This is a genomic window from Stenotrophomonas sp. LMG 10879 (assembly GCF_002750935.1).
Taxonomy (GTDB): Bacteria; Pseudomonadota; Gammaproteobacteria; order Xanthomonadales; family Xanthomonadaceae; genus Stenotrophomonas; species Stenotrophomonas lactitubi_B.
In genome coordinates, this window is the sequence record NZ_PEJT01000008.1 from 137,208 (window position 1) to 160,387 (window position 23,180).

The following is a 23,180-nucleotide window of genomic DNA, read 5'->3' on the forward strand; positions in this document are numbered from 1 at the left end:
CACGGCCCCCAAGTGTACGGTCAGTGCAGGGGTTCTGGCTCGTCCACGAACATCTGCGTTTCCATCCAGGCGTAGGCCGCCTCGGCGCCAGGCTGGTTGAACAGCACCATCAGCACGACCCATTTCAGGTCGTCCAGGTCCAGTTCGTCCTGGTCCAGGGCCATGGCCCGGTCCAGCACCAGCTCGCGCTGGCCGGCATCCAGGATGCCGTGCTGTTCCAGGTACAGCAGGAAACCACGGCATTCCACATCAAGCTTGTCCAGCTCCGGGCCGTGATAGATGCGCACCGGGCCGTCGACCCGGGCCTGGGCCGCGCTGGGGCGCTGCGCTGCCAGGGCATCGAGCCATTCGAATGCCTTGTTGATCTCAGTGGGGCTGAAACCGGCCTGGATCAGGCCATTCTGCAGTGAGTCGCGGTCACGGATCAGGTCCGCATCTTCGCTGAAATAGTGTTCAAACAGGTACAACAGTACATCCAGGATGCTCTCTTTCATTGCCCCTCGGCCTGCGTCGCGCGACGCTGTGGAGGTGAAGAAACTAGGGACGTTGACAGTAGCGGCCGTGTACGCACACCACGATCCCCGCAAGTTCCATGGCCAGCAGCATGGAGGACACCTCCGACGCCGTCAATCCACACTGCGTGATCAGTGAATCCATACTGATGGGGTCGTACTCCAGTGCCCGCCACAAGCTCTGGTAGTCAGCGTCGTTCGCCCAGCATGCCGGCAGGTCCGCCGGCGCTGCCTGTTCAGTGGGGGTGGCCAGCCGGGTTTGCAAGCCCGGAAGCTGCTGGCGCAACGCCGGCGCCAGCAGTTCCAGCACTTCCTCGGGGCGTTCGACCAGGGCAACGCCTTCACGGATGAGCCGGTGGCAGCCGGCGGCGCGCGGATTGAGCACCGAGCCGGGTATCGCACAGACCTCACGGCCCGCTTCGGCCGCCAGCCGGGCCGTGATCAGGGCGCCCGAGCGTTGTGCGGCCTCGACCACCACCGTGGCCAGGGCCAGCCCGGCCACCAGCCGGTTGCGCGCGGGGAAATGGCCCGGCCGTGCGGGCGTGCCTGGCAGGTATTCGCTGAGTACCGCGCCTTCGGTGGCGATTGTTGCCTGCAGGCGGGCGTGGCTGGTGGGATAGGCGCGGTCCGGGCCGGTGCCGATCACCGCGAGCGTGCAGCCGCCTGCGTCCAGCGCCGCCTGGTGGGCGGCCGCGTCGATGCCTGCCGCCAATCCACTGGTCACGGCCAGCCCGGCCTCGACGAAGCAGGTAGCAAACCGGGCGGCGAGGGCACGCCCGGCGGGGGTGGGTGAACGGCTGCCGACCAGGGCTACGGCAGGACGCCAGGCGATGGCCGGATCGCCGGCAACGAACAGCGCCAGGGGCGGATGGGGTGCATCGAGCAGCAGGGGTGGGAAGGCCGGATCGTTGCAGGCCAGCAGATGATGATCAGGCTGCTGCAGCCAGCGCTGCGCAAGCGCGAGGGCGCGGCTGTCGGGGCGCTCCAGCGCAGCGCACTGTTCCGGCGTGCAGCCGTGGGCCCGCCAGCCTGCGACGCCCAGCGCCAACGCTGCCTCCGCGTTGCCGGCGGTCTGCAGCAGCGCGCGCCGGGGTGCCAGGGAACCACCGGCGATCAACAGGCGCAGCAGCGCCTCATGTTCATGCTCAGTCATCCACCGACTATCGGCCGCACACAACAAAGGCGCCCTAGGGCGCCTTCGCATATTGCTGTCAGGGTATCCCGGCGGTTGCCGGCGGATGTGGCCGACACACCCTGCCGAGGCCGGGCCGGGCCCGGCGCTGGATCATTTCGCGTCGGGATGCAGCGCGCTGTAGCCCACGCGCACCGGCTTCACGCCCTGCATCACCAGCGCATAGCTGACGTTGTCGAAGGTGCGGAAGACCATGGCATGCGCGGCGTACTCATCGGGCAGGCTGACCCGGCCGGCGCCCGTGCTGGTCGAGTCGTCCATGCGCGAGGACCCCGGGAACTTCATCCGGTGCGCCACGTGGCTGCCATGGCGCCACAGCGAGAACACGGTGCCGTTGTCCACGCCCTGGGCGCGGCCGGCGGAAATGGCGATCACATCGCGCGGGCCGCCGGTAGTGAACATGTCGGTGACCGCCAGCACGCGCACGTCCACGCCTTCCACGCCGGCTGCGGGCACATGCGGGAAGAACTGCAGGTCGTACGGCGTGGCCTCGACCGGCACCAGGCGGTCGCCGGCACGCACTTCACGGCCGCCGCTGGCGTTGTCCAGGGCCAGGGTCGACGCTTCGGTCTTGCCGCCAGCCACCTGGGTGATGGTGCCGGTGCCGACCTGTGCCAGCTCGTACCCCAGAATGCCGCGGCGGTGGTTGGGCGCGCTGAAAGCCTTCCAGAGGTTGCCGCTGCCGGGGGTGACATCGCCGTTGGCGGTCAGGTCCTCGGTGGGCTTGGGCTGGGCGTAGCGCACGGTCGGGCGGACCACGGCCCAGCGCTGCCCGACCTGGGCGTCGGCCAGGCGCACATAGGCGGTCTGCCCACCGGTGGCGCGCAGGCGGTTGTCTTCCAGGCCGACCACATACGGCAGCTGCTCGATGCTGTCGACCACGCTGAGCTGCTTCAGGAACGGCTCGACCTGGGCCAGCGGCACGCCGGTCACCGGGGCTTCCTGGCGCGGGCCGGGCTGGGCCGTCACCCGGTCCAGGTAGGCCAGGCTGAGGACGTCACCGGGATAGATAAGATGTGGATTGGCGACCTGCGGATTGGCCTGCCAGATCTCCGGCCACAACCAGGGCTTCTGCAGGAATCGTCCTGCAATGTCCCACAGCGTGTCCCCTTTGCGGACCACATAGGTGTCCGGGTGCCCGCCATTCACTTCCACGGCGGTAGCATAGGCAGCCACGGTCAGCATCGCCGCGGCGACGACCGTACGAAAACGAAGCAACATAGGTGTGAAGCCCTGATTCCCCAACAGGTCCGCGCACTATAGTCCAGAAACCGGGGCGCAAGGCAAGCGTTGGAGCTAGAATCTGCGACGTATGCCGGCGTAACCCGGCCCCAACCCCGGAAACTGCCATGGCTTTACTCCCCATCCTTGAGTTCCCCGATCCGCGCCTGCGTACCAAGGCTGCGTCGATCGATGCCGCCGAAGTGACCACGCCGGCGTTCCAGGAGCTGCTCGACAACATGTTCGAGACCATGTACGACGCCCCGGGCATCGGCTTGGCTGCCAGCCAGGTGGACGTGCACCAGCGCTTCATGGTCATCGACGTAAGCGAAGAAAAGAACGAGCCGCGCGTCTTCATCAACCCGGAAATCGTCGCCAAGGACGGGGGCCAGGTGTACCAGGAAGGCTGCCTGTCGGTGCCCGGCATCTTCGCCGACGTGACCCGTGCCGACACCATCACCGTCAAGTTCCTGGACCGCCAGGGGCAGCCGCAGGAACTGACCACCGACGGCCTGCTGGCGGTCTGCGTGCAGCACGAGATGGACCATCTGGACGGCAAGCTGTTCATCGATTACCTGTCGCCGCTGAAGCGCGAGATGGTCCGCAAGAAGCTGGCCAAACAGCGCAAGCACGTGGCGTGATGGCTGTTGTGGGCCGCCCTTCGGGGTGGCCCGCGCCTGTGCGTGACGCGCGGGCTGCATGGCGCCGGCCGACGGCGCCGTTTTTTTTCCTGCACGATTTCATCCTGCAAGTGGGGTTGCCATGAGGATTGTCTTTGCCGGTACGCCGGAATTCGCGGTGTCGTCGCTGCGCGCCGCTGCGCGTCATCACGAGGTCGTGGCTGTCTATACGCAGCCTGATCGCCCGGCCGGTCGCGGCCGTGGGTTGGCCCCTTCGCCGGTCAAGCTGGAAGCAGTCGCCCGCGGCATCCCCGTGTACCAGCCGGAAACGCTGAAGGACGAGGCGGCCCAGCAGCAGCTGCGTGACCTGCAGCCGGACCTGATGGTGGTGGTGGCCTATGGCCTGATCCTGCCCAAGGCGGTGCTGACCATCCCGACCCACGGTTGCTGGAACGTGCATGGATCGCTGCTGCCGCGCTGGCGCGGCGCCGCACCGATCCAGCGTGCCATCCAGGCCGGTGACCAGAAGACCGGCATCTGCCTGATGCAGATGGAAGCTGGCCTGGATACGGGCCCGGTGCTGCTGCACCAGGAACTGCCGATCGCCGCCACCGATACCGGTGGCCAGCTGCACGACAAGCTGGCCGAGCTCGGTGCGCAGGTGCTGTCCGACGGGCTGGGCCTGTTGCGCGCCGGCATCAAGCCGATCGCACGGCCGCAGCCGGAGCAGGGCGTGACCTACGCGCACAAGCTGGACAAGGCCGAGGCAAAGCTGGACTGGGCGCAGGACGCCGAAACGCTGGCGCGTACCGTGCGTGCGTTCAATCCGTGGCCGATTGCCGAGGCACTGCTGGCCGCTGAGCGCGTGCGCATCCACGGCGCGGTGGCGCTGGATGTGGCGCATGGCCAGGCACCGGGCACGGTGCTGGCCGCTGGCCGCGAAGGCATCGACATCGCCTGCGGGCAGGGCGCGCTGCGGCTGCGCGTGCTGCAGCGGGAAGGCGGCAAGGCAATCACTGCTGCCGACTACCTCAATGCGCGCCGTGACCTGCGCGTGGGGGTTTGACGGGTGAGCAAGGCAAACGATTTTTCCATCGCCAAGGCGGCGCCGGGCGCGGCCACCCGCATGCTGGCGGCGCGCGTGCTGGCGCAGGTGTTCACCCGTGGTCGTTCGCTCAAGGCGGAACTGGCCTGGGCGCTGCCGAAACTGGCCGACACCCGCGACCGCGCGCTGCTTGAAGCGTTGTGCTTTGCGGTGCTGCGCCGTCGCAGCACCTATGACGCCGCCCTGCAGGGATGGATGCAGAAGCCGCTGTCCGCACGCGATGCCGACCTGCGCACGCTGCTGATGGTGGGTTTCGCCCAGCTGGATGTGCTGGAGCTGCCGGCCCATGCGGCGCTGTCGGCCACGGTCGATGCTGCACGCGCACTCGGCCGTGAACGCCAGGCGGGTCTGGTCAACGCGATCCTGCGCCGGGCCCAGCGCGAGGGTTTCCCCGAACAACCGGCACGCGACGCATTTCCGGTCTGGCTGGCCGAGGCCGTCGAACGCGACTGGCCGGCACAGGCCGAGGCGATCTTCGCTGCCAGCCTGCAGCCGGCGCCGCTGTGGCTGCGTGCCAACCGCCAGCACGGCGGGCGCGACACGATGATGGCGGCCCTGGCCGAGGCGGGCATTGCCGCCGAAGCCAGCACGCTGAGCGCCGATGCGCTGCGACTGGCCGCGCCGGTTCCGGTGAACCAGTTGCCCGGCTTCGGCGAGGGCCTGCTGTCGGTGCAGGACCTGTCGGCGCAATGTGCCGCCGACGCGCTGGCGCCGCCGACCGGCAGCCGCGTGCTCGACGCGTGTGCCGCGCCGGGTGGCAAGGCTGCGCACCTGCTTGAGCGCGACCCCAGCCTGCGATTGCTGGCGCTGGATATCGATGCCCGTCGCCTGGCGCGCGCCAAGGATACGTTCGCTCGTACCGGCGTGGGCGAAGGTGCCCAGGTTCTGGTAGCCGATGCCAGCGATCCGGGGGCCTGGTGGGACGGCGTGCCGTTCGATGCGATCCTGCTGGATGCACCGTGCTCGGCCACCGGCGTCATCCGCCGGCAGCCGGATGTGATGTTCCATCGCCGTGCGGAGGATATCGATGCGCTGGTCGGCATCCAGGCCCGGTTGCTGGAGGCCTGCTGGTCGATGCTGCGCCCCGGCGGTGTGCTGCTGTATGCCACCTGCTCGATCCTGCGCGCGGAAAACGTCGACCAGGTGAAGGGCTTCCTGAAGTGGCACGCGGATGCGGAAGCGGTCGCGCTGGGTGACGCATTTGGTCTGGACTGTGACGGTATCGCACGCCAGCGCCTGCCCGGTGAAAACGATGCTGACGGATTTTTCTACGCGCGTCTGCTAAAAAAGGCCTGACCCAACCGCTGTCCGAGCCCCCATGCTGAAAACCCGTGCGTCACGCCAGACGTGGCTGTTTGTTGTGATGGCCCTGTTGGTGTTGGGCGCCGGCCTGGGACTACGTGATCCCTGGCCCTCGGACGAACCGCGCTTCGCCCTGGTCGCCAAGCAGATGGTGGACAGCGGCGACTGGCTGTTCCCGCATCGTGGGCTGGAACTGTACTCGGACAAGCCGCCGATGCTGATGTGGTGGCAGGCCACGCTGTACAGCGTGGTCGGCAACTGGCGTGTGGCGTTCCTGCTGCCCTCGCTGATCGCCGCCCTCGGCACGCTGTGGTGCGTGGTCGACCTGGGCCGGCGCCTGTGGACACGCCAGGTTGGCCTGTACGCCGGTTGGGCGCTGCTGTTCGCCCTGCAGTTCACCTTCCAGGCGAAGAAGGCGCAGATCGACCCGCTGGTGGTGTTGTTCATCACCCTGGCCAACTACGGTCTGCTGCGCCACCTGCTGCTGGGGCCCGCCTGGCGCTGGTGGTGGCTGGGCTGGTTCTTTGCCGGCATCGGGGTGATCACCAAGGGCGTGGGCGTGATCGCGCTGCTGATGATCGTGCCAGCGGTGATCGGTTCGGCGCTGCACTGGCCGCGCGTACGGCTGCATGCACGCGACCTGCGCTTCTGGCTGGCGCCGCTGGCGTTCGTGCTGGCCATCGCGCTGTGGCTGGTACCGATGGTGATGACCGCACTGGCGACCCGCTCCGGCGAGTACCTGGCCTACATGGACGACATCCTGTTCCGGCAGACCGCCAAGCGCTATGCGCAATCATGGGATCACCACCAGCCCTGGTGGTACTTCCTGGGCACCATGCCGTCGATGTGGATTCCGGCCTTCCTGGCGCTGCCGTGGGCGATCCCCGCCTGGCGGCGCCGCTTGCAGCGTCGTGACGCGCGCTACCTGTTGCTGCTGGGCTGGTGGGCGCTGATCGTGCTGTTCTTCTCGATCCCCAATGGCAAGCGCGACGTCTACATCCTGCCGGCGCTGCCGATGTTCTGCCTGGCGTTGGCGCCGCTGCTCCCGGGGCTGCTGCGCCGGCGCGACGTGCAGTGGCTGCTGGGCGCGTTCACCCTGTTGCTGTCGCTGGGCACGTTGGCCGCCGGGCTGGCGGCCCTGCTGGGCAAGCCCGGCTTCGAAACGCGGCTGATGCAGACGCGCGGCATCGGCAATGGCGAGATGAACGCCCTGGCCTGGGCAGCGATGGCGATGGGCGGCTGGGGTGCGGCCAGCCTGCTGTTGTTCGGGCGCGGCCGCCGCCAGCTGGCATTGGTCTCGACGCTCACTGCCGTGTGGGTGCTGTACAGCCTGATCGGCTATCCGCTGCTGAATGATTCAAGTTCCGCGCGCGGCCTGATGCGGCACACCGGCCAGCGTATCGGCGCCGATGCCGAGCTGGGGCTGGTGGCCTGGAAGGAGCAGAATCTGCTGATGGCCGACCGCCCGGCCGCCACCTTCGGTTTCAACGAGCCTTGGGATGCTCAGCTGGCTGCGGCCGTGCAGTGGCAGCAGCTGGCGCCCGAGCGCCGCTGGCTGCTGGTCCACGAAGACGCGCTGCTGCCCTGCGTCGATCGCAGTCGCGCCGAACTGGCCGGTATCGCCAACCGCCGCCGTTGGTGGCTGGTGCCTGCCGCTGCGGTGCAGGGGCCGTGCGTGGCCAGCGCCGACGAGCGGGAACGTGAACGGCGATTGCAGCGTGAGGAGTAACCACTCTGACCTGCGCTTGTCCAGACTGCCCAAGCGGCGCCAAAGGCAGTAAAACGTCAGCGTGGGGTCTCCCGTGCCGGCGCCCCCGTTCATTCCGCAGGATCGCAGCGAAACTTTTCGACGTGGCAGATTCACAGCACAACCTGGAATCCACGATCGGCGATCCGCTGGGCGTCCCCGCAGGGAGGCGTCCGCGCGCGGCGCACTGGCTGGCGCAGATCGGCCTGTTCTGCATGCCGGCACTGGTGCTGACCATCCCGATCAACCTGTTGCCCTACGCGCTGCTGCTGCTGGTCAGCACCGCGATGGCGCCCGGCTTGCTGTGGCAGGCCCGGCGGCTGGACGTGCAGCCGATCAAGGTCCTCAGCTGGCTGATGCTGGCGGTGCTGGTGATGGCCATCGTGTCGGTCGTGCTGTTCGAACAGGGCCTGCGCGATGTCGACAATCGATCCCGCTTCCTGGTCATCCCGTGGATCGCATTGTGGGTCTGCGCGCTGCGCCCGGACATGCGCTGGCTGTGGCGCGGTGCGTTCGCCGGCCTGCTGGGTACCTTCGCGCTGGCGTTGTTACAGGTGCTGGGTGGCGCGCCGCGTGCGGAACTGTCCACCAACGCGATCGTGCTCGCCGACATCGTGGTGATGCTGATGGTGCTGCTGGTGTTCTGCCGGCCGTCGCGACGCTGGTCGCTGGTGATCGTCGGCACCGCCGCCGGTTGCGGAACCATCATCCTCACCGGCAGCCGCGGCGTGTTCGCAGCACTGCTGGCGCTGCTGGTGGTGCTGGCACTCAGCCTGCGCTGGCGCACCGGCGTGGCGCGCCTGTCGGTGCTTGCCGGCATGCTGGCCATCGCTGCGACCCTGCTGCTGTCGGTACCCGAGCTGCGCCACCAGGTGCGGTTGTCCGAACTGCACAGCGATGTGCAGCGCATGGAGCAGGGTGACAGCGACTCTTCGGCCGGGGCGCGCGTCGAGCGCCTGCAGGTGGCATGGGAGACCTTCCTCGATCATCCGCTGACCGGGGTAGGCATCGGCCACTTCGACACGGCCATGAAGCGGGTGCCGGTCTGCCGCGAGAACCCGCAGGAAATCCGCTGCCACCTGCGCCATGCGCACAACGATCTGGCCGAGTGGGGGGCTACCCAGGGCCTTCCGGGCGTGTTGCTGCTGCTGGCCGTGTATGGCGTGCCCCTGTGGGTATTCGTGCGCCTGCACCGGCGCAGCGGGCACGGTACCTTCCGTGGGCCGGCCGCCGCCGGCGTGATGGTGGTGGTGTCCTACATCCTGTGCGGGCTGACCCAGTCGATGTTCGCGCACCAGATGACCGCCAGCTTCTACGTCACCATCGTCGGCCTGCTCACCGGGCTGTCGATCGTGGAAGGGGCGCGGCGCCGGGCAAAGAGCGCGCGGTAACGTCCAGCCACGCTCGAGTGCAGGCTCAGGGCTGTGGCGGATCGGACACGGCCTGGCCGTTGCCCAGCATCCACAGCATGATGGTCTTCTGCCGCACGTAGTTGGCGCGCACATAGGCATACACCAGGCCATGCCAGCCGTCGCGGAAGCCGCCCCGGAACAGGAAGCCGCGCCAGAACCGCCAGGCCGGGGCCAGCACCAGCTTGCCGAGGGTGGCCCGCTTGCCGCGCGCGAACTCGTGCTCGGCCATCATCCGCGCGTACTTCTCGGTCTTGGCCAGCTGCTGCTGCAGCGAGCGGTAGGGGAAGTGGATGAGGTCCCCACGCAGGGTGCCGACGGTGCCATCGACGCTGGCCGCCTCATGGATTTCACGCTTGCCGCGCCAGCCACCGTGGCGGCGGTCGAACAGGCGCAGCACCCGGTCCGGATAGGCATTGCCGTGGCGCAGGAACCGGCCGAAATACTCCGACAGGCGCGCGAAGCGGTAACCGGCATGACCTGCAAAACCGCCGTCGCGGGCCTGCTCGATGGCCGTGCGCAGTTCCGGGCTGATGCGCTCGTCGGCGTCCAGGCACAGCACCCAGTCATGGGTGGCCTGCTCGACGCAGAACGCCTTCTGGCTGCGGAAGCCATCGAACGGGCGCTGCAGCACGCGGGCGCCGGCCGCCTCGGCGATCGCCACCGTGGCGTCGGTGGAATACGAGTCCACCACCACGATCTCGTCGCAGAAGGCCAGCGAGGCCAGGCAGTCGCCGATGCGCCCGGCCTCGTTGAACGCGATAATGCAGGCCGAGATGCGAGGCCGTTCGATGGGAGCGGTCGTGGAGGACATGATGGCCGGGTACCTGTTGTTTGCGACGGAGCGCTATGCGCTGCCTATTCTCGCCCCGTTGGTGCAGGCCTTGCACGCTTCCGGCCAGGAAGTGGCGGCCTGGTTCGAAGATGGTGCGGCCGGCAGCCAGCTGCCCGGCGTGCCCAACATCGGCCTGAAGCAGGCGCTGGCGATGCGCCCGCGGGCGGTGTTCAGCGCGGCCAACTGGGTGCCGACCTTCCTGTCGGGGGCCAAGGTGCAGCTGTTCCATGGCTTCAACGTGGAAAAGCGCGACAGCGCGCGTGGCCACTTCCGGGTGCGTGGCATGTTCGACCTTTACTGCACGCAGGGCCCTGCCACCACCGCGCCGTTCCGCGAGATCGCGGCACTGCAGGGTCATTTTGCCGTGGCCGAAACCGGCTGGCCGAAGCTGGACCCGCTGTTCCGCGACGATGGCGGTGACAGTGCCGCGCTGCGCAGTGCCGCCGGCGGCCGCCCCGTGATCCTGTTCGGTTCAACCTTCACCGAGCGCTTGAGTGCGGCCCCGCACCTGCATGCGCAGATCGCCGCCGACATCGCCGCCGGGCAGCACTACTGGCTGCTGACCCTGCACCCCAAGTGCCCGCCGGAACTGTTCGAACGCTACCGCGCGCTGGCCGGCGCCAATGCGCGCTTCATCGAACCGGAGCAGGTGATGGCCGCGCAGCGCGCCGCCGACGTGCTGGTGTCGGACACCTCATCGATCGTTTCCGAGTTCATCGTCCAGCACAAGCCGGTGGTGACCTTCCGCAACCGCGTGCCGAAGCCGCACATGATCGATTTCGACGATCCGCAGCAGCTGCCGGCCATGCTGGCGCGCGCGCTGCATCCGGATGCGGCGTTGCAGGCGGAGATCGTGCGCTACGCCGATACCATCCACCCGTACCGCGATGGCCTGTCCAGCGAGCGGGTGATCGCCGCGACGGAGGATTTCCTGTCCGGCGAGATGGGTGTGCTGCGTCGCAAGCCGTTCGGCAGCTGGGTGCGTGACCTGCAGATCCGCAAGGATCTGGGCTACTGGGGGCCGTCGCAACGGTGACGTAGGTCCTGTAGAGCCGAGCCCATGCTCGGCTGCGGCAAGCCGAGCATGGGCTCGGCTCTACGGTAGATCCACGCCATGCGTGGATGGTCAATTCAACGCTCGGCCGCTTACCAGCGCAGCTTCCGCCGCGCCAGCGCCGTCGCCAGTTCTTCCATCAACGCCTGTGCACGCGCTCGCGGCAGGTAGCGCAGCGCCAGTGCCACATCGCCGTGCGCACCGGCGGTGTCCAGCTGCAGGCTGGCCGTGCCCAGCAGCTTGTCCAGCGGTGAGCGCTGCAGGCGCAGGCCCTGCACCTTGTCCAGCTCGGCCCAGCGCCACCAGCGCTTCCACCAGCCGCCGCGCACCGCCACAAACTGGCCGTCCAGGTGCCAGCCCATCCGTGCCATCTGCCGGTGCGCGATCAACAGGCTGACCGGCAGCCAGGCCAGCAGTGCCAGCGCCGGCAGGCCCCAGCGCCAGTACAGCGCGGCGGTCAGCAACGGCACTGTCAGCAACGTGGACAACGACAGTCGCCACCATCCACGTTGCGGTATCGGCTGCCACTGCTGCGGCGGCCATTGCAGCTGCGGCAGCAGGTGGCGCACCAGCCCGTCGCAGGCGCTGGCGCCTGCCAGCGGTGCCAGTTCGCGCAGCGCGCGATCGTCATCGCGCGCGGTGCCACCGGCGGCGCTGTCGATGCGCAGCTGGCGCAGCCCGAACCAGCGCTGCAGGGTGCTCTCGCCCAGCGTCCAGGCCTGGATGCGGCGGCGTGCGACGCTGCTGCGGGTGCGGCTGAGCAGGCCGGTGGAGACAGTCAGGCGCCGCTCGCGCTCGCTGAGGGTGAAGCCGTGGTAACGCAGCAGCGTCAGCACCACCGACAACACCCGCAGCAGCAGCCAGCCCAGCAGCAATACCGCGGCCAGCAGCACCAGCCCACCGGTTACCCCGGTGTGCAGATGACTGGCGTAGCCGAAGGCCTCGCGCCCGCCACGCTGGATGGCGTCGTCCATCACCGGGCGCGGTACGGTCTGGAACAGAACACCGAAGGCGGCGATCGCCAGTGCCCAGCCACGGTTGGACAGCAGGCCCATGCGCAGCACATCCCAGCTCGACAGGCGCAGCAGGACCTGCTCGTCGTCGGACGGCACGACACTGGCAGCCGGCGCGTCGCCCGGCGTCGGCTGGGGCGCCTGTCCACGCTGGCGCACCAGCTGTTCCAGGGCCAACGCCTGGTCCAGCCGCAGCACGCGCATCTCCGCTTCCGGGCGCACGCCGCCGGCCGACTCCAGGCGCAGCTCGGCAACCCCGAACAACCGATGCAACGGGTTCTGCCGCACTTCCACGTTGTGGATGCGGGCGAAGGGAATCTCACGCCGGTTGCGCGCCAGCAGGCCGCTGCGCACGGTGATCGCATCGTTGCCGATGCGATAGCGGTAACTGAGGTACTGCAGTACCGAGACCAGCACCAGTGCGGCGATGGCGGTCAACGGGATCAACTGTGCCCACATCGGATCGCGGTCACCGCGTTGGCCGAACACCAGCAATGCGATCAGCGGCAGGAAATAGTGGCGCAGCTGCATCAACAGCACGAACAGCCACGACCACGGGTGCAGGCGATGCTCTTCGCCACCACTGGGCAGCGACGGCGGCAGGGGCGGCGGCAGGCTCACAGGGCGTCGGCGTCCTGGTCGAGCTGATGGGCCAGGGTGTCACGCAGGCGCTCGGCATCGGCTTCGTCCAGGCCGTTGACGGTGACTGCGCTCAGGCGGGTGCCGGCGGTGTGCACGATCAGCGTGGCCAAGCCTGCGCGCCGCTCCAGCGGTCCCCGACGCAGGTCCAGGTGCTGCACGCGCGAAATGGGAATGCGGGTCTCCAGCTGCCACATCAGGTCGCGGCGCAGGCCCAGGCCCTGTGCATCCAGCCGCCAGCGGGTGCGGGTCAGGCGGCGATGGCCGATCCAGCCGCCGAAGGCGATGCCGGCCAGCAGGCCCAGAGACGCCGCCCACAGGCCGCCGGGAAGATCGAAGAACCACCAGAGTGCCGCCAGCGGTGCGCCGGGGATGAACAGGCCGCCGAAGGCGCCCTCCAGCGCCGCCAACCGGGCAGCGCGCCGCGGCAGGGGGTGCCAGTGGTCGAGGGGCATTTCGGCGGCGGCAACAGGCAAGGGAAGTTCGGTCACGCGGGCGTCCGTCGGGCAGCAGGGCGGGCAGGCGCGGTGATGGCCGCACCGCGCAGACGTTAGCAGGTCGCCCGCGTTACTGGGCGGCCTGGATCAGCGCGTCGACGTCCAGCAGGTGGCCGGCACGGTCGGCCTTGGTGCGCAGGTAGTGCTCGTTCTCGGCGGTGATCTCGCCGGTCACCGGAATGCAGTCCAGCACTTCGATGCCGGCGTTGCGAAGACGCTGCGCCTTGGTCGGGTTGTTGCTGAGCAGGGCAACACGGGACACACCCAGCCCGCGCAGCATCGCCACCGCGCTGCCATAGCGGCGCTCGTCGGCGCCGAAGCCCAGCTGCGCATCGGCGTCGATGGTATCCAGCCCGTCATGCTGATAGCCGTAGGCGCGCATTTTCGCGGCGATGCCGGTACCGCGGCCTTCCTGGTCCAGGTACAGCAGCACGCCGCCACCCAGTTCCTTCAGCTTGCGCAGGCCACGGCGCAGCTGGTCGCCGCAGTCGCACTTGAGCGAACCGAACAGGTCGCCGGTGAGGCAGGACGAATGCACGCGCACCGGCACCACGGCGGACAGGTCCGGTTCGCCGACGATGATCGCCACCTGGTCGCGCTGGGCGACGCCGCCGCGGAACACCGCGAACGTGGTCATGCCGACATCGCGCAGCGGCACCGGAGAACGCGCCACCAGTTCGTAATCATGTGCGGCATGCGCAGCGCCTTCGGCCAGGTCGCACAGGCCGACGTCGGCGGCGCCATCAAAGGTGTTGTCGGCCGCCTCAAGGCGCACGGCCACCATCGCCGGCAGCAGCAGGCCCAACCGGGCCAGTTCCACCGCGCCGGCATCGAACGCATCGCCTGCGCTCCAGGCCGCGGGCATCGGCCCGGGTTCGCGCAGGTAGCCCAGCGAGGGCAGGGCATCGAACGCAATGCCAGCCAATGGCAGGCGTGCACCCTCGGGTGCCTCCACGCCGAGCACGCGGGCGCGGGTGGCGGTCAGGTACAGGTAATGGCACTCGCGCGCGGCGCTGGCGAAGGCGGCAAAGCTGCTGGCAGTAGCGCTGTCCAGCGCGATCACCGCCAGGCGCTGGCCCTGGCCATCGTGAAGCAGGACCGGACGACCGGCGCGCAGTTCGGCGACCGCGCGCTCGCAGCGGATCGCTGCCGGATCACCGAACAGGGAGGAAGCAGACATGGCAGGACCGGGGGAGGCGGACATCGGTGTCTCTATGGGGGCGCCAGCGTCGTATTCAACGTGCTGCGGCGGTGTGTCGCAGGCCGGGTGCAGCGGCTCTCAGTGCGGATGCTCGTCGGTCGCGTACGGGTCTTCCTCGCCGCTGCCCGGTGGCCGCAGCGTATAGCGCTTGTAGGTCCACTGGTACTGCGCCGGGTCGCGGCGGGCGATGCGTTCGATGCCTGCGTTGAGCGCGGTGGCGGCGACCTGCGGGTCCGGGTCGGCCACGGCCGGATCGGTCGGCTCGATGTGCAGGGCGAATTCCATGTCCGGGCCGATGCGCTCGCACCAGCCGTACAGCACCGTCGCGCCGGTGCGCTCGGCCAGCCGGTTGACCAGGGTCATGGTCAGCGCCTGCACGCCGAAGAACGGCACGAACACCCCGTCGCCGGCCTTGGGCTGCTGGTCGGGCAGGATGCCGGTGGCGCCGCCGTCCTTGAGTACCTTGAACAACTGGCGCACGGCCGGGCCCTCGGCACGCACCTGCTGCACGTTGTGGCCGCCGCGCACGATCTGCAGGAAGGCATCACTGGCCTCGTCCTCCGGCGGCTTGTAGACGATGGCGATCTGCCCGCGCGAGGCCAGCCACTGGTTCAGCAGCTCCCAGTTGCCGTAGTGCGGGGCCGCCACGATCACGCCCTTGCCGCTGGCCAAGGCCGCGTCGTATAGCGCCTGGCCGTGGCGCTCCTTCAGGTGCAGGCGCAGGTTGTCTTCGGGCTTCCGGCTCCACAGGCGCAGGGTCTCGATGGCCTGCAGGGCAGTGGAGCGCAGCAGGTCGCGCTGCAGGCGGTCGCGTGCCGGCGCGTCCAGTTCCGGGTAGGCCAGCTCCAGGTTGCGGCGGGTGACGCGGCTTTCGCGGGCATCGAGGCGCACCCACGTCCAGGCCAGGGCGCGCGCGAATCCGCGCAGCAGCGGCCAGGGCAGGCGGGCGAACAGGGTGGTGGCGCGGTAGACCAGCCGGGCTTTGCGGTGTGGATTCATCTCCCCCAGTTTAGCCAAGGGCGCTGCTATCGTGGCCGGCCCCTTGCCTGGAAGCCTGCCGATGCTCGTCCTGATTCAACGTGTCAGCCAGGCCGCCGTGCATGTGGAAGGGGAAGCGGTAGGGCAGATCGGCCCCGGTCTGCTGGCCCTGGTCGGCATGGAGCCGGGCGATACCGAGGCCCAGCTGCAGCGGATGGCCGAACGCGTGCTCGGCTACCGTGTGTTTGCAGATGAGGCCGGCAAAATGAACCGCTCGCTGCGTGATACCGGCGGCGGCCTGCTGCTGGTCAGCCAGTTCACCCTGGCCGCGGACACCCGTTCCGGCATGCGGCCGAGCTTTACCAGCGCGGCACCGCCGGAGGAGGCTGAACGCGGGTTCAATCGATTTGTCGACATTTGTCGTGAAAATCACGCGCCGGGGGTGGAAACGGGCCGCTTCGGTGCCCATATGGTCGTCAGCCTGGTCAATGACGGTCCCGTGACCTTCCTCCTCAGGCCCTAGGCCACCGGGACCACCGTCCGGCAGGCCGGGCCCCGGGCTGGTATAATGCTACGTTCCCTATTTCCCCCTAGCCGGTGGCGCGAGCACTACATGGCCAACGAACGTCCTGCCCAATCCGAAATCAAGCAACTGATCAGCAAGGGCCTGGAACAGGGCTACCTGACCTATGCCGAAGTCAATGACCATCTGCCGGACGACATGGTCGACCCGGAACAGATCGAAGACATCATCGGCATGATCAACGGCATGGGCATTGATGTCCATGAAGTTGCTCCGGATGTGGAAACCCTGCTTCTCAACGACGGCAACACGGGCAACCGTGAGGTCGACGACACCGCAGCCGAAGAAGCGGCCGCCGCGCTGAGCGCGCTCGACACCGAAGGTGGCCGTACCACCGACCCGGTGCGCATGTACATGCGCGAAATGGGTACCGTCGAGCTGCTGACCCGCGAAGGCGAAATCGCCATTGCAAAGCGCATCGAAGAAGGCCTGTCCCAGGTCCAGGCCGCACTCGGCCAGTTCCCGGTGTCGGTCGAATCGCTGCTGACCGATTACGAAGCGCACAAGGAAGGCCGCAAGCGCCTTGCCGAAGTGATCGTCGGCTTCAACGACCTGACCGACGACGTGCCGGCTCCCGCCGCTGCCGTGGCCGATGACGCGGACGATGCCGACGCGGACGCCGACGAGGAAGAAGACGACGTCGACGGCGGCGATGAAGAAGCCGCACCGACCGGTCCGGATCCGGAGGAAGTCGCCGCGCGCATGCAGGCGCTGGGCGATGCCCTCAACGCCTTCAAGAAGGCTGTTGCCAAGGGCGACAAGAAGAACCTGCTGAAGCTCCGCGAGGAGATGTCGGCGGTGTTCGTCACCCTGAAGCTGCCGCTGCCGCTGACCGACGTGCTGACCAAGCAGCTGCGCGACACCATGGGCAGCATCAAGGCCCACGAGCGCCGCGTGCTGAACCTGGCCACCGTCACTGCCCGCATGCCGCGCAAGGACTTCATCCGTTCCTGGGAAGGCAACCAGACCAACCTGGAATGGGTGGAAGACGCACTGAAGCGCAAGCAGAAGTGGTCTTCGGCGCTGCGTGAAGTGAAGGACCAGATCGTGTCCGAGCAGCAGGCCACCATCGATATCGAGAAGGTCACCCTGCTGGACCTGGACGAGCTGAAGGAACTCAGCCGTGCCATGGCCTACGGCGAAGCCAAGGCGCGCAAGGCCAAGAAGGAAATGGTCGAGGCCAACCTGCGCCTGGTGATCTCCATCGCCAAGAAGTACACCAACCGCGGCCTGCAGTTCCTCGACCTGATCCAGGAAGGCAACATCGGCCTGATGAAGGCCGTGGACAAGTTCGAGTACCGTCGCGGCTACAAGTTCTCCACGTATGCGACCTGGTGGATCCGCCAGGCCATCACCCGTTCGATCGCCGACCAGGCGCGCACCATCCGTATTCCGGTGCACATGATCGAAACGATCAACAAGTTGAACCGCATTTCCCGCCAGATGCTCCAGCAGTACGGCCGCGAGGCTACGCCGGAGGAGCTGGCCAAGGAAATGGACATGCCGGAAGACAAGATCCGCAAGGTGATGAAGATCGCCAAGGAGCCGATCTCGATGGAAACCCCGATCGGCGACGACGAGGATTCCCATCTGGGCGACTTCATCGAGGACACCAACGTGGAGTCCCCGATCGAGAACACCACCAACATCAATCTGTCTGAAACCGTGCGCGACGTGCTGGCCGGCCTCACCCCGAGGGAAGCCAAGGTGCTGCGCATGCGCTTCGGCATCGACATGAACACCGACCACACCCTCGAGGAAGTCGGCAAGCAGTTCGACGTGACCCGCGAGCGCATCCGCCAGATCGAAGCGAAGGCCCTGCGCAAGCTGCGTCACCCGAGCCGCTCGGAGCAGCTGCGCAGCTTCCTGGATATCGATTGATCTCCAGGTAGTGCCGAGCCATGCTCGGCAACGGCTTCTGTCGAGAGAAACCCCGCTTCGGCGGGGTTTTTCTTTGGGGGATCTGCTGCAGGCTTCCGTTGGCGGTGACGCATCCGCCCTTTGACGTTCCGGGGCGACAAACGCACTCTGGCGTCGCAGGTGCTCAACACACCTCGTGGGCGGGCTGGGATCACCGGCACCGATGCAGACGCGCTGCAGGGACACGTGCACTGCGTGCATCTGCGGCATCAACCCTGTTGAGCATTGGAGCTTGGCCATGAAGGCTGTTGAACATGATGTGCCTGTTGTCGCTGCCCTGGATTTCCCGCCGTTGATGACGTGGGAGGACGTCATGCAGGACGAACGGGAAGACCGGCTGGGCTTCGCCCGACGGGCCACGCTGGCGCTGCTGACGCAGTCAGGAGAGCAGTTGGTTGCGGGGTTTGCCGGTGGCAACCGCACGGGGCTGGAAGGTGCCATGAAGGCGGTGGCGCTGTTCCAGGCGCATCTGCAGGAGATGGAGCGATTGGCGGGGATGGCGGAGAGACGGCTGCAGCGTGTTGGCGAAGTGGTTGCTGCTGCCGGCTGAGTAGCCGACTCCGGCCGTGCTCCACTACACTGTGACGCTGCGCAGGGCCTATAGCTCAACGGTTAGAGCAGAGGACTCATAATCCTTTGGTTCCAGGTTCGAATCCTGGTGGGCCCACCATTGCATTCAATGGCTTAGGCCATCAAAAGGCACCGCTCTGCGGTGCCTTTTTCGTTTGGTGCCTACCTGGTGCCTACATTCGTGATGGTGCCCATGCCGCTGTTGGGAGCTGCCATTCGTCTCGTCCCCCTGCTGCACTTCGGAGCTGAGCCAGCGCGGCCTTCTTCCGATGGATCCTCACCTTGGAAATGCACAATCTGATTCGTTCTCCGCGGCTCGATCAGCGCATCTCCTGTTTGGAGCCTCGTGTCGTTGGAGCCTGGGCTCGTCGAGACGGGAAAGCGGGATCTCCTTCGTTTCGCACGTTTTCATTTCAATGGAATACGCGGCGGCAATCTGCCCGGGGTTGTGAAGAGGGGGAGGGGCGTGCCAGCGCCGGCATCGGCCACGAGCAGTGCCGAGGCCGGAGCCCTGTCAGCCCCTGCCGATGGTCACGTTGTGGAACCTTCGGCGCCATGCTCGAATCGGGCCACCCGATCATCCAGGAGCATGTCGGATGTCATTCAGATCCCAGGCAGTGCATTTCGTGTGCATCGCCATTCTTCTGCTGGCGCCCCAGTGGGCACGCGCCGGGTCGGGAGGCTCGACGCCGCATGCGCCTCCATTGGTAACGGTGGGCTACGACGAAGCTTTTGATCTGTTCAATCTGTTGGACAACCTGCCCGATTGGCTGCCGGGCTATACCAACGCGATCTACCAGCAGGACTGGGAGCGCAGGTTCGGGTTGGACGCGAAGGATCGTGCTGCGCTCGAGACTTACGCACGGTTTCGTCAACGCACTTCCCCGATGGCCCGTAATGACGAGGGTAAGCGGCCTCTGGCAGACAGCCTGTTTGCCGGCAGCGATACACGCATTGGCGACCCATACACGGGCTACTTCCAGAACGCGGCATCATTCTCTGCCGCCACCGAGGCCGCCATCGCCGCACAGGCGGCTGGTGACCGGGAACTGCTGAGGCGTTTCTATGCACGCTTTGCGCCCCGCGCACGCGCGCTGCTGACCGGGACGGCGCGCTTCAGCCAGCAACAGGAGACGTTGACCCAGGAACTGGCGGCGCCGATGGCCGCCGCATTTGCCGCGCGCCTGCGCACCTTCTACGGTGTGGAGGCCGCCCCCACCTTTCATGTGCGATTCGTGTGGTGGCCGTATTCGAACCGCACCCAGGCCAAGCTGCGCGGTGGCTCCATTGTGCTGTTCTCGGATCAGCACGTGCAGGATGACTGGGCGCCGATCGTGCTGCATGAGTACGCGCACTTCCTGTCGGCTGGGCAGCCTGCAGCCAACCGGGAGGCGCTGGCGGCGGCGTTCGCGCGGCTGTGCCCGAGTGCGCTGGCCCTGCCCAATCCGCTGAACGCACTGGAAGAACCGTTGGCCATCTACTGGGGCCAGTACCGGTTCGAACGGGAAGTGCGTGGGAAAGTACTGTCCAGCGATTCGTCATGGTATGCCCAGCCGCACGCTGATCGCGCAGCCAAGGCAATCGCGGCTGCATTCCCCGCCGAACGCCCGGCACCAGCACTTGCCGTGGGGCCGCTGCTGGAGGCGGCGGCTTCCGTCTGCGAATCCCCCCCGTGATCCCCGCTTCACGCCCCGCACGCTATCCACGGCGGTCATGGACCTCATACGACTGCTGCGATCGCTGGAAGAATTCCTCTACGAGCTGGTCGGCTGGCTGGTGTTCTATCCGCGGATGTTCTGGCGGGTACTGATTCACCCCGGCGAGGTCGCGCTCTACACCCGCCGCGAGCTGGGCAAGGATCTGGAACACAGGTTTTCCGATGCGATCAGCCCGGTGCTGATGCTGATCCTGTCGGTGGCCATCGCCCATGCGCTGGAGATGGCACTGCGCATGTCTTCGCCCAGGCTCAGTACGCCGGTAGGGCAGCTGCTTTTCAGCAGCGAGCAGGGGTTACTGCTCACCCGCTCTGCCGTGTTCTGCGTGTACGCACTTGGCGCGGCGCTTGGCACGCTTCGGCGCCAGCGGCTGCCCGTGAACCGCGAGACGCTGCGCGAGCCTTTCTCCATCCAGGCGTTCATCGCATGCCCCTTCGTGGTGGCACTCGCACTGGCGCAGGCGGCAGCCGCTTCGCCGATGCAGGCCGGCCCGTTCACCGCACCCGCCATCGGCGCGCTGGCGGTGGTGTGGTACCTGTGGACCCGCACGCGGGCCTTCGTAGCCTTGAATGGCGGATCGGCGCTGCGTGCGCTTGGCTCGGTAGTGCTCTCGTTCCTGCTGACGACGGCAGGGGTTGTCGGCCTGTTTGCTGCCGTCATCCTCTGATCTTCAACAGGGCGGCGATCACTCGAGAACGTGATCGGCCTTGCCCGGTGGCACGGCAGTGGCCTCACCGCGCTGCAGGAGGTCGAAGAAGTCCACTGCCTCCGCAGCCAGCGCATCGTGGGCGTCGAAATCCCAGTTCTGCTTGTACTCGCGGGCGAGCAGATCACAGACGGCCTTGGCCTGCTGGTAGGTCTGCGACTCTTCCCCACGATCGGCCAGCTGGTCACGGTGGATCTGGCACAGCATGAGCTGGTGGGCATCTTCGGCCCGCTCGCGCTCCCAGCCGATGTCAGGCAGGGCGGACAGTGCTGAGGCAAGCGCGATGGCAATCAAAGGCATGATCCGGTTCCGGGCGGGGGGCGGAGCCCGAGCGTAGGTGATGGTGCAGCGCACGTGTCAGCACGCGCGACGTCGGTTTTACGGGGTGTTCACCATTCGCCGGGGAATGGTTGCAGTGGGCAGATGGCGTTCTCCACGCATGGCGTGGAGCTACTGGGAGCGGCGTGGAGCTACGGGTTCTGGAACGCCGCCAGCTGCGCGGCGAACGCGCGCTGGTAGGCGGGCCGCTGCGTTGCGCGGGCGATGTAGGCGGCCAACGCGGGATACTCATCGACCATGCCGCTGCTGTGCAGCCGCAGCAGTACCGACACCATCAACAGGTCGCCAGCGCTGAAGTCTCCGTCCAGCCACGGTGCATCGCCCAGTCGCGCGGACAGCTCACCCAGGCGCCTGCGCACGCGCTCGTCCAGCATCACCAGCCGCTGCGCATACCATGGCTGCTCACGTTCCAGCACCCACGCCATGGAGCGTTCGACGATCGGCGGCTCGACGGTGTTCAGTGCGGCGAACATCCAGGTGATCGCACGCATGCGCGCGCTCGCATCGGCGGGCAGCAACCCGGGGTGCTGTTCGGCCAGGTGCAGGACGATCGCGCCTGATTCAAACAACACAAGTTCGCCATCTTCGTAGGTGGGAATCTGCCCGAAGGGATGCCGTGCCAGGTGCGCCGGCTGCTTCATCTCCCCGAAGGAGAGCAGATGGACGTCGTACGCCACGCCCAGTTCTTCCAGCGCCCAGCGCACGCGCATGTCGCGGGCCAGGCCCTGGCCACGGTCCGGGGAGTGCTTGAATGCGGTCAGGATCGGGGTCATCGGGATGTCCATCGGCGATAGCCGAGCTGGTTGGCCGGCCTTCTTTCCACCGACGTGCGAGGGACCCTGGAATCGACACAGGTGATCTCCGGGCACGCAGGCCATGGCCGGCAGGATGAACGGTTCACATGGCGCGGTTCGCGTGGGATGCGTGGTGACGCGATACTGCCCTTCTGCACACCCTTGGGGAAGTACGTGAGCACGTCCAGACTGCCGCGGATCGTTGGGTTCGACGTGCCGCGGCTTCACCAGCAGGTCGATGCCGCTGCCGATGAAGCGATCACAGCGCTTCTGGATCAGGCGCCCGATGAACAGTGGACTGACCGCTTCCTGCAGCAATGCGCGACGCTGGCGTCGCAGCTTTCATTGGCGGCAGTGAGGGTGGAGGGCACCCGCATCGCTTTCCATGGCTCCATCGCCGATGCGCGTGCCCTGGCCGATGCTGTGATTGCGCTGGTGAACCGCTTGAACGATCAGCTGATGCAGGAAGGCAACCTGCACGCAGGCGAGGAGTGAGCTTCGCGCAGGACGCTTCAGCCTGCCTGCGGGACCAATGCCGGCCCGGACAGTCGGGCCCAGCAGCCCATCGCCATTTCCGCCGAGCCCGGGTGGCCACGCAGGCTGGTGCGCAATGCGAGCCGTGATTGCAGATCGGTGAGCCACGCCGTGCGCGTGCCGTGTGGGTTGCGGACGTAGATGTCGCACGCCAGGCGGATGACCGGTGCGACCTCGTGGCGGAAGTTGATGGCGGGCAGATCGCCGGTCTGGAACGCGGCCTGCCAGTGCTGCAGCTCGCGCTCGACGTCAACGAAGTCCTTGTTGGTGATGCGTTCCATGAGACTTCTCCTGTTGGAACGCCAACGTACACCTCGGCGTGTCAGTACCCCGTGTGCATCAACGGCTGTTCATGGCGGCTGTTCATTATTGGCGCGATCCGATGCAGCTGCGTAACCGGCCGACGCACACAGTGGCGTTGCAGCAGATCGCTGCGGTGGAGCAAGACATGAACAACAACACGCAAGGCCAGTCCGACCGCAACAATGCCTCGACCGATACCAGGCAGGCTGCCCAGCAGGGGCAGACCGATGGCAACGAACTGGGCGGTGACCAGAAGCAGGACGGCAAGCAGCGCCAGCAGGAACAGCAGGTCCAGCAGGATGCAAAGCCAGGTGCCCAGCAGAAGTCCGGGCAGGAACAGAAGAGCGAACCGGGCCGCGACGCCCGTCGCTGAGTAGTAAGCGAAGAAGAG

At 67.3% G+C, this 23,180-nt stretch carries 24 protein-coding genes and 1 tRNA gene; 14 read left to right on the top strand and 11 right to left on the bottom strand.

The window, feature by feature from the left end:
• Nucleotides 1–20: 20 nt before the first annotated feature.
• From CR919_RS13990 to CR919_RS14000, 3 genes are all read right to left on the bottom strand, one after another.
• Nucleotides 21–494: a DUF494 family protein gene (locus tag CR919_RS13990; RefSeq protein WP_025879062.1), complete on the bottom strand. Its 474-nt coding sequence runs from the start codon at nucleotides 492–494 to the stop codon at nucleotides 21–23.
• A 43-nt stretch (nucleotides 495–537) separates the two neighbouring features.
• Entirely contained in the window at nucleotides 538–1,665 is a 1,128-nt protein-coding gene (gene dprA / locus CR919_RS13995) for a DNA-processing protein DprA (protein ID WP_099820522.1), read from the bottom strand.
• Nucleotides 1,666–1,797: 132 nt separating this feature from the next.
• Complete coding sequence (locus CR919_RS14000) at nucleotides 1,798–2,925, bottom strand: LysM peptidoglycan-binding domain-containing protein (protein WP_099820523.1); 1,128 nt, start codon at nucleotides 2,923–2,925, stop codon at nucleotides 1,798–1,800.
• 128 nt (nucleotides 2,926–3,053) lie between these two features.
• Here CR919_RS14000 and def point away from each other — a divergent pair, with 128 nt between their 5' ends.
• The 5 genes from def to CR919_RS14025 all read left to right on the top strand — a co-directional run bounded on the left by def (nucleotide 3,054) and on the right by CR919_RS14025 (nucleotide 9,090).
• Entirely contained in the window at nucleotides 3,054–3,566 is a 513-nt protein-coding gene (gene def / locus CR919_RS14005) for a peptide deformylase (RefSeq protein ID WP_099820524.1), read from the top strand.
• A gap of 121 nt (nucleotides 3,567–3,687) precedes the next feature.
• The gene (gene fmt / locus CR919_RS14010) at nucleotides 3,688–4,611 is read left to right on the top strand and encodes a methionyl-tRNA formyltransferase (protein WP_099820525.1); all 924 of its coding nucleotides are present in this window, start codon (nucleotides 3,688–3,690) and stop codon (nucleotides 4,609–4,611) included.
• A 3-nt stretch (nucleotides 4,612–4,614) separates the two neighbouring features.
• A complete protein-coding gene (rsmB, locus tag CR919_RS14015) occupies nucleotides 4,615–5,946 on the top strand; it encodes a 16S rRNA (cytosine(967)-C(5))-methyltransferase RsmB (protein WP_099820526.1) in 1,332 nt (443 codons plus the stop codon).
• 22 nt (nucleotides 5,947–5,968) lie between these two features.
• On the top strand, nucleotides 5,969–7,681 hold the full coding sequence (locus CR919_RS14020; RefSeq protein ID WP_099820527.1) for a glycosyltransferase family 39 protein: 1,713 nt from the start codon (nucleotides 5,969–5,971) through the stop codon (nucleotides 7,679–7,681).
• A 233-nt stretch (nucleotides 7,682–7,914) separates the two neighbouring features.
• Entirely contained in the window at nucleotides 7,915–9,090 is a 1,176-nt protein-coding gene (locus tag CR919_RS14025) for an O-antigen ligase (RefSeq protein ID WP_243380195.1), read from the top strand.
• Between the two features lie 25 nt (nucleotides 9,091–9,115).
• On the opposite strand, the gene CR919_RS14030 is transcribed toward CR919_RS14025, so the two are convergent.
• Nucleotides 9,116–9,922: a glycosyltransferase family 2 protein gene (locus tag CR919_RS14030; RefSeq protein ID WP_099820528.1), complete on the bottom strand. Its 807-nt coding sequence runs from the start codon at nucleotides 9,920–9,922 to the stop codon at nucleotides 9,116–9,118.
• Here CR919_RS14030 and CR919_RS14035 point away from each other — a divergent pair.
• Nucleotides 9,921–10,979, top strand: coding sequence for a CDP-glycerol glycerophosphotransferase family protein (locus tag CR919_RS14035; RefSeq protein WP_099820529.1), 1,059 nt, complete (start codon nucleotides 9,921–9,923; stop codon nucleotides 10,977–10,979). The two genes, CR919_RS14030 and CR919_RS14035, sit on opposite strands and share 2 nt — an antisense overlap.
• Before the next feature lie 110 nt (nucleotides 10,980–11,089).
• Here the strand turns inward: CR919_RS14035 and CR919_RS14040 are convergent, their stop codons facing one another.
• The 4 genes from CR919_RS14040 to CR919_RS14055 form a co-directional block, all read right to left on the bottom strand.
• Nucleotides 11,090–12,631 carry a PH domain-containing protein gene (locus CR919_RS14040; RefSeq protein ID WP_099820530.1) on the bottom strand — a complete coding sequence of 514 codons (1,542 nt, stop codon included), beginning with the start codon at nucleotides 12,629–12,631 and terminating at the stop codon, nucleotides 11,090–11,092.
• Nucleotides 12,628–13,104 (bottom strand): PH domain-containing protein, encoded by a 477-nt coding sequence (locus CR919_RS14045; RefSeq protein ID WP_099820631.1) that lies wholly within the window; start codon nucleotides 13,102–13,104, stop codon nucleotides 12,628–12,630. Before CR919_RS14045 ends, CR919_RS14040 begins: the two co-directional genes overlap by 4 nt.
• Before the next feature lie 112 nt (nucleotides 13,105–13,216).
• Nucleotides 13,217–14,350: a GTP cyclohydrolase II RibA gene (ribA, locus tag CR919_RS14050; RefSeq protein ID WP_099820531.1), complete on the bottom strand. Its 1,134-nt coding sequence runs from the start codon at nucleotides 14,348–14,350 to the stop codon at nucleotides 13,217–13,219.
• Between the two features lie 75 nt (nucleotides 14,351–14,425).
• The gene (locus CR919_RS14055) at nucleotides 14,426–15,346 is read right to left on the bottom strand and encodes a lauroyl acyltransferase (protein WP_099820532.1); all 921 of its coding nucleotides are present in this window, start codon (nucleotides 15,344–15,346) and stop codon (nucleotides 14,426–14,428) included.
• A gap of 61 nt (nucleotides 15,347–15,407) precedes the next feature.
• Here CR919_RS14055 and dtd point away from each other — a divergent pair, with 61 nt between their 5' ends.
• The 6 genes from dtd (at nucleotide 15,408) to CR919_RS14085 (ending at nucleotide 20,780) form a co-directional block, all read left to right on the top strand.
• Nucleotides 15,408–15,848, top strand: a complete 441-nt coding sequence (gene dtd / locus CR919_RS14060) for a D-aminoacyl-tRNA deacylase (protein WP_099820533.1) — start codon at nucleotides 15,408–15,410, stop codon at nucleotides 15,846–15,848.
• 90 nt (nucleotides 15,849–15,938) lie between these two features.
• Nucleotides 15,939–17,789 carry an RNA polymerase sigma factor RpoD gene (gene rpoD / locus CR919_RS14065; RefSeq protein WP_099820534.1) on the top strand — a complete coding sequence of 617 codons (1,851 nt, stop codon included), beginning with the start codon at nucleotides 15,939–15,941 and terminating at the stop codon, nucleotides 17,787–17,789.
• Between the two features lie 277 nt (nucleotides 17,790–18,066).
• Complete coding sequence (locus tag CR919_RS14070; protein WP_099820632.1) at nucleotides 18,067–18,378, top strand: hypothetical protein; 312 nt, start codon at nucleotides 18,067–18,069, stop codon at nucleotides 18,376–18,378.
• Between the two features lie 44 nt (nucleotides 18,379–18,422).
• Nucleotides 18,423–18,498, top strand: a tRNA-Ile gene (locus CR919_RS14075).
• 496 nt (nucleotides 18,499–18,994) lie between these two features.
• Nucleotides 18,995–20,074, top strand: coding sequence for a hypothetical protein (locus tag CR919_RS14080; RefSeq protein ID WP_133119615.1), 1,080 nt, complete (start codon nucleotides 18,995–18,997; stop codon nucleotides 20,072–20,074).
• A gap of 37 nt (nucleotides 20,075–20,111) precedes the next feature.
• Nucleotides 20,112–20,780, top strand: coding sequence for a hypothetical protein (locus CR919_RS14085; protein WP_099820536.1), 669 nt, complete (start codon nucleotides 20,112–20,114; stop codon nucleotides 20,778–20,780).
• Nucleotides 20,781–20,798: 18 nt separating this feature from the next.
• Here CR919_RS14085 and CR919_RS14090 read toward each other — a convergent pair whose 3' ends face one another.
• A complete protein-coding gene (locus CR919_RS14090) occupies nucleotides 20,799–21,119 on the bottom strand; it encodes a hypothetical protein (RefSeq protein ID WP_099820537.1) in 321 nt (106 codons plus the stop codon).
• Nucleotides 21,120–21,289: 170 nt separating this feature from the next.
• Complete coding sequence (locus CR919_RS14095; RefSeq protein WP_099820633.1) at nucleotides 21,290–21,931, bottom strand: glutathione S-transferase family protein; 642 nt, start codon at nucleotides 21,929–21,931, stop codon at nucleotides 21,290–21,292.
• 81 nt (nucleotides 21,932–22,012) lie between these two features.
• Between CR919_RS14095 and CR919_RS14100 the strand changes: the two genes are divergently transcribed.
• Nucleotides 22,013–22,447 carry a hypothetical protein gene (locus tag CR919_RS14100; protein WP_243380180.1) on the top strand — a complete coding sequence of 145 codons (435 nt, stop codon included), beginning with the start codon at nucleotides 22,013–22,015 and terminating at the stop codon, nucleotides 22,445–22,447.
• A 17-nt stretch (nucleotides 22,448–22,464) separates the two neighbouring features.
• Here CR919_RS14100 and CR919_RS14105 read toward each other — a convergent pair whose 3' ends face one another.
• Entirely contained in the window at nucleotides 22,465–22,767 is a 303-nt protein-coding gene (locus tag CR919_RS14105) for a hypothetical protein (RefSeq protein ID WP_089237115.1), read from the bottom strand.
• Nucleotides 22,768–22,934: 167 nt separating this feature from the next.
• Between CR919_RS14105 and CR919_RS14110 the strand changes: the two genes are divergently transcribed.
• On the top strand, nucleotides 22,935–23,162 hold the full coding sequence (locus CR919_RS14110; protein ID WP_133119616.1) for a hypothetical protein: 228 nt from the start codon (nucleotides 22,935–22,937) through the stop codon (nucleotides 23,160–23,162).
• Nucleotides 23,163–23,180: the final 18 nt, after the last annotated feature.

What these genes read in the sequence shown, in the direction of transcription:
- CR919_RS14030 (WP_099820528.1), bottom strand. Translation starts at nt 9,922, where the DNA reads ATGTCCTCCACGACCGCTCCCATCGAACGGCCTCGCATCTCGGCCTGC.
- CR919_RS14070 (WP_099820632.1), top strand. Translation starts at nt 18,067, where the DNA reads ATGAAGGCTGTTGAACATGATGTGCCTGTTGTCGCTGCCCTGGATTTC.
- CR919_RS14025 (WP_243380195.1), top strand. Translation starts at nt 7,915, where the DNA reads ATGCCGGCACTGGTGCTGACCATCCCGATCAACCTGTTGCCCTACGCG.
- CR919_RS14035 (WP_099820529.1), top strand. Translation starts at nt 9,921, where the DNA reads ATGATGGCCGGGTACCTGTTGTTTGCGACGGAGCGCTATGCGCTGCCT.
- CR919_RS14105 (WP_089237115.1), bottom strand. Translation starts at nt 22,767, where the DNA reads ATGGAACGCATCACCAACAAGGACTTCGTTGACGTCGAGCGCGAGCTG.
- CR919_RS14090 (WP_099820537.1), bottom strand. Translation starts at nt 21,119, where the DNA reads ATGCCTTTGATTGCCATCGCGCTTGCCTCAGCACTGTCCGCCCTGCCT.
- rpoD (WP_099820534.1), top strand. Translation starts at nt 15,939, where the DNA reads ATGGCCAACGAACGTCCTGCCCAATCCGAAATCAAGCAACTGATCAGC.
- CR919_RS14055 (WP_099820532.1), bottom strand. Translation starts at nt 15,346, where the DNA reads ATGAATCCACACCGCAAAGCCCGGCTGGTCTACCGCGCCACCACCCTG.
- fmt (WP_099820525.1), top strand. Translation starts at nt 3,688, where the DNA reads ATGAGGATTGTCTTTGCCGGTACGCCGGAATTCGCGGTGTCGTCGCTG.
- CR919_RS14085 (WP_099820536.1), top strand. Translation starts at nt 20,112, where the DNA reads ATGGACCTCATACGACTGCTGCGATCGCTGGAAGAATTCCTCTACGAG.
- dtd (WP_099820533.1), top strand. Translation starts at nt 15,408, where the DNA reads ATGCTCGTCCTGATTCAACGTGTCAGCCAGGCCGCCGTGCATGTGGAA.
- dprA (WP_099820522.1), bottom strand. Translation starts at nt 1,665, where the DNA reads ATGACTGAGCATGAACATGAGGCGCTGCTGCGCCTGTTGATCGCCGGT.
- CR919_RS14080 (WP_133119615.1), top strand. Translation starts at nt 18,995, where the DNA reads ATGTCATTCAGATCCCAGGCAGTGCATTTCGTGTGCATCGCCATTCTT.
- CR919_RS14020 (WP_099820527.1), top strand. Translation starts at nt 5,969, where the DNA reads ATGCTGAAAACCCGTGCGTCACGCCAGACGTGGCTGTTTGTTGTGATG.
- ribA (WP_099820531.1), bottom strand. Translation starts at nt 14,350, where the DNA reads ATGTCCGCCTCCCCCGGTCCTGCCATGTCTGCTTCCTCCCTGTTCGGT.
- CR919_RS13990 (WP_025879062.1), bottom strand. Translation starts at nt 494, where the DNA reads ATGAAAGAGAGCATCCTGGATGTACTGTTGTACCTGTTTGAACACTAT.
- def (WP_099820524.1), top strand. Translation starts at nt 3,054, where the DNA reads ATGGCTTTACTCCCCATCCTTGAGTTCCCCGATCCGCGCCTGCGTACC.
- CR919_RS14000 (WP_099820523.1), bottom strand. Translation starts at nt 2,925, where the DNA reads ATGTTGCTTCGTTTTCGTACGGTCGTCGCCGCGGCGATGCTGACCGTG.
- CR919_RS14110 (WP_133119616.1), top strand. Translation starts at nt 22,935, where the DNA reads ATGAACAACAACACGCAAGGCCAGTCCGACCGCAACAATGCCTCGACC.
- CR919_RS14095 (WP_099820633.1), bottom strand. Translation starts at nt 21,931, where the DNA reads ATGACCCCGATCCTGACCGCATTCAAGCACTCCCCGGACCGTGGCCAG.
- CR919_RS14045 (WP_099820631.1), bottom strand. Translation starts at nt 13,104, where the DNA reads ATGCCCCTCGACCACTGGCACCCCCTGCCGCGGCGCGCTGCCCGGTTG.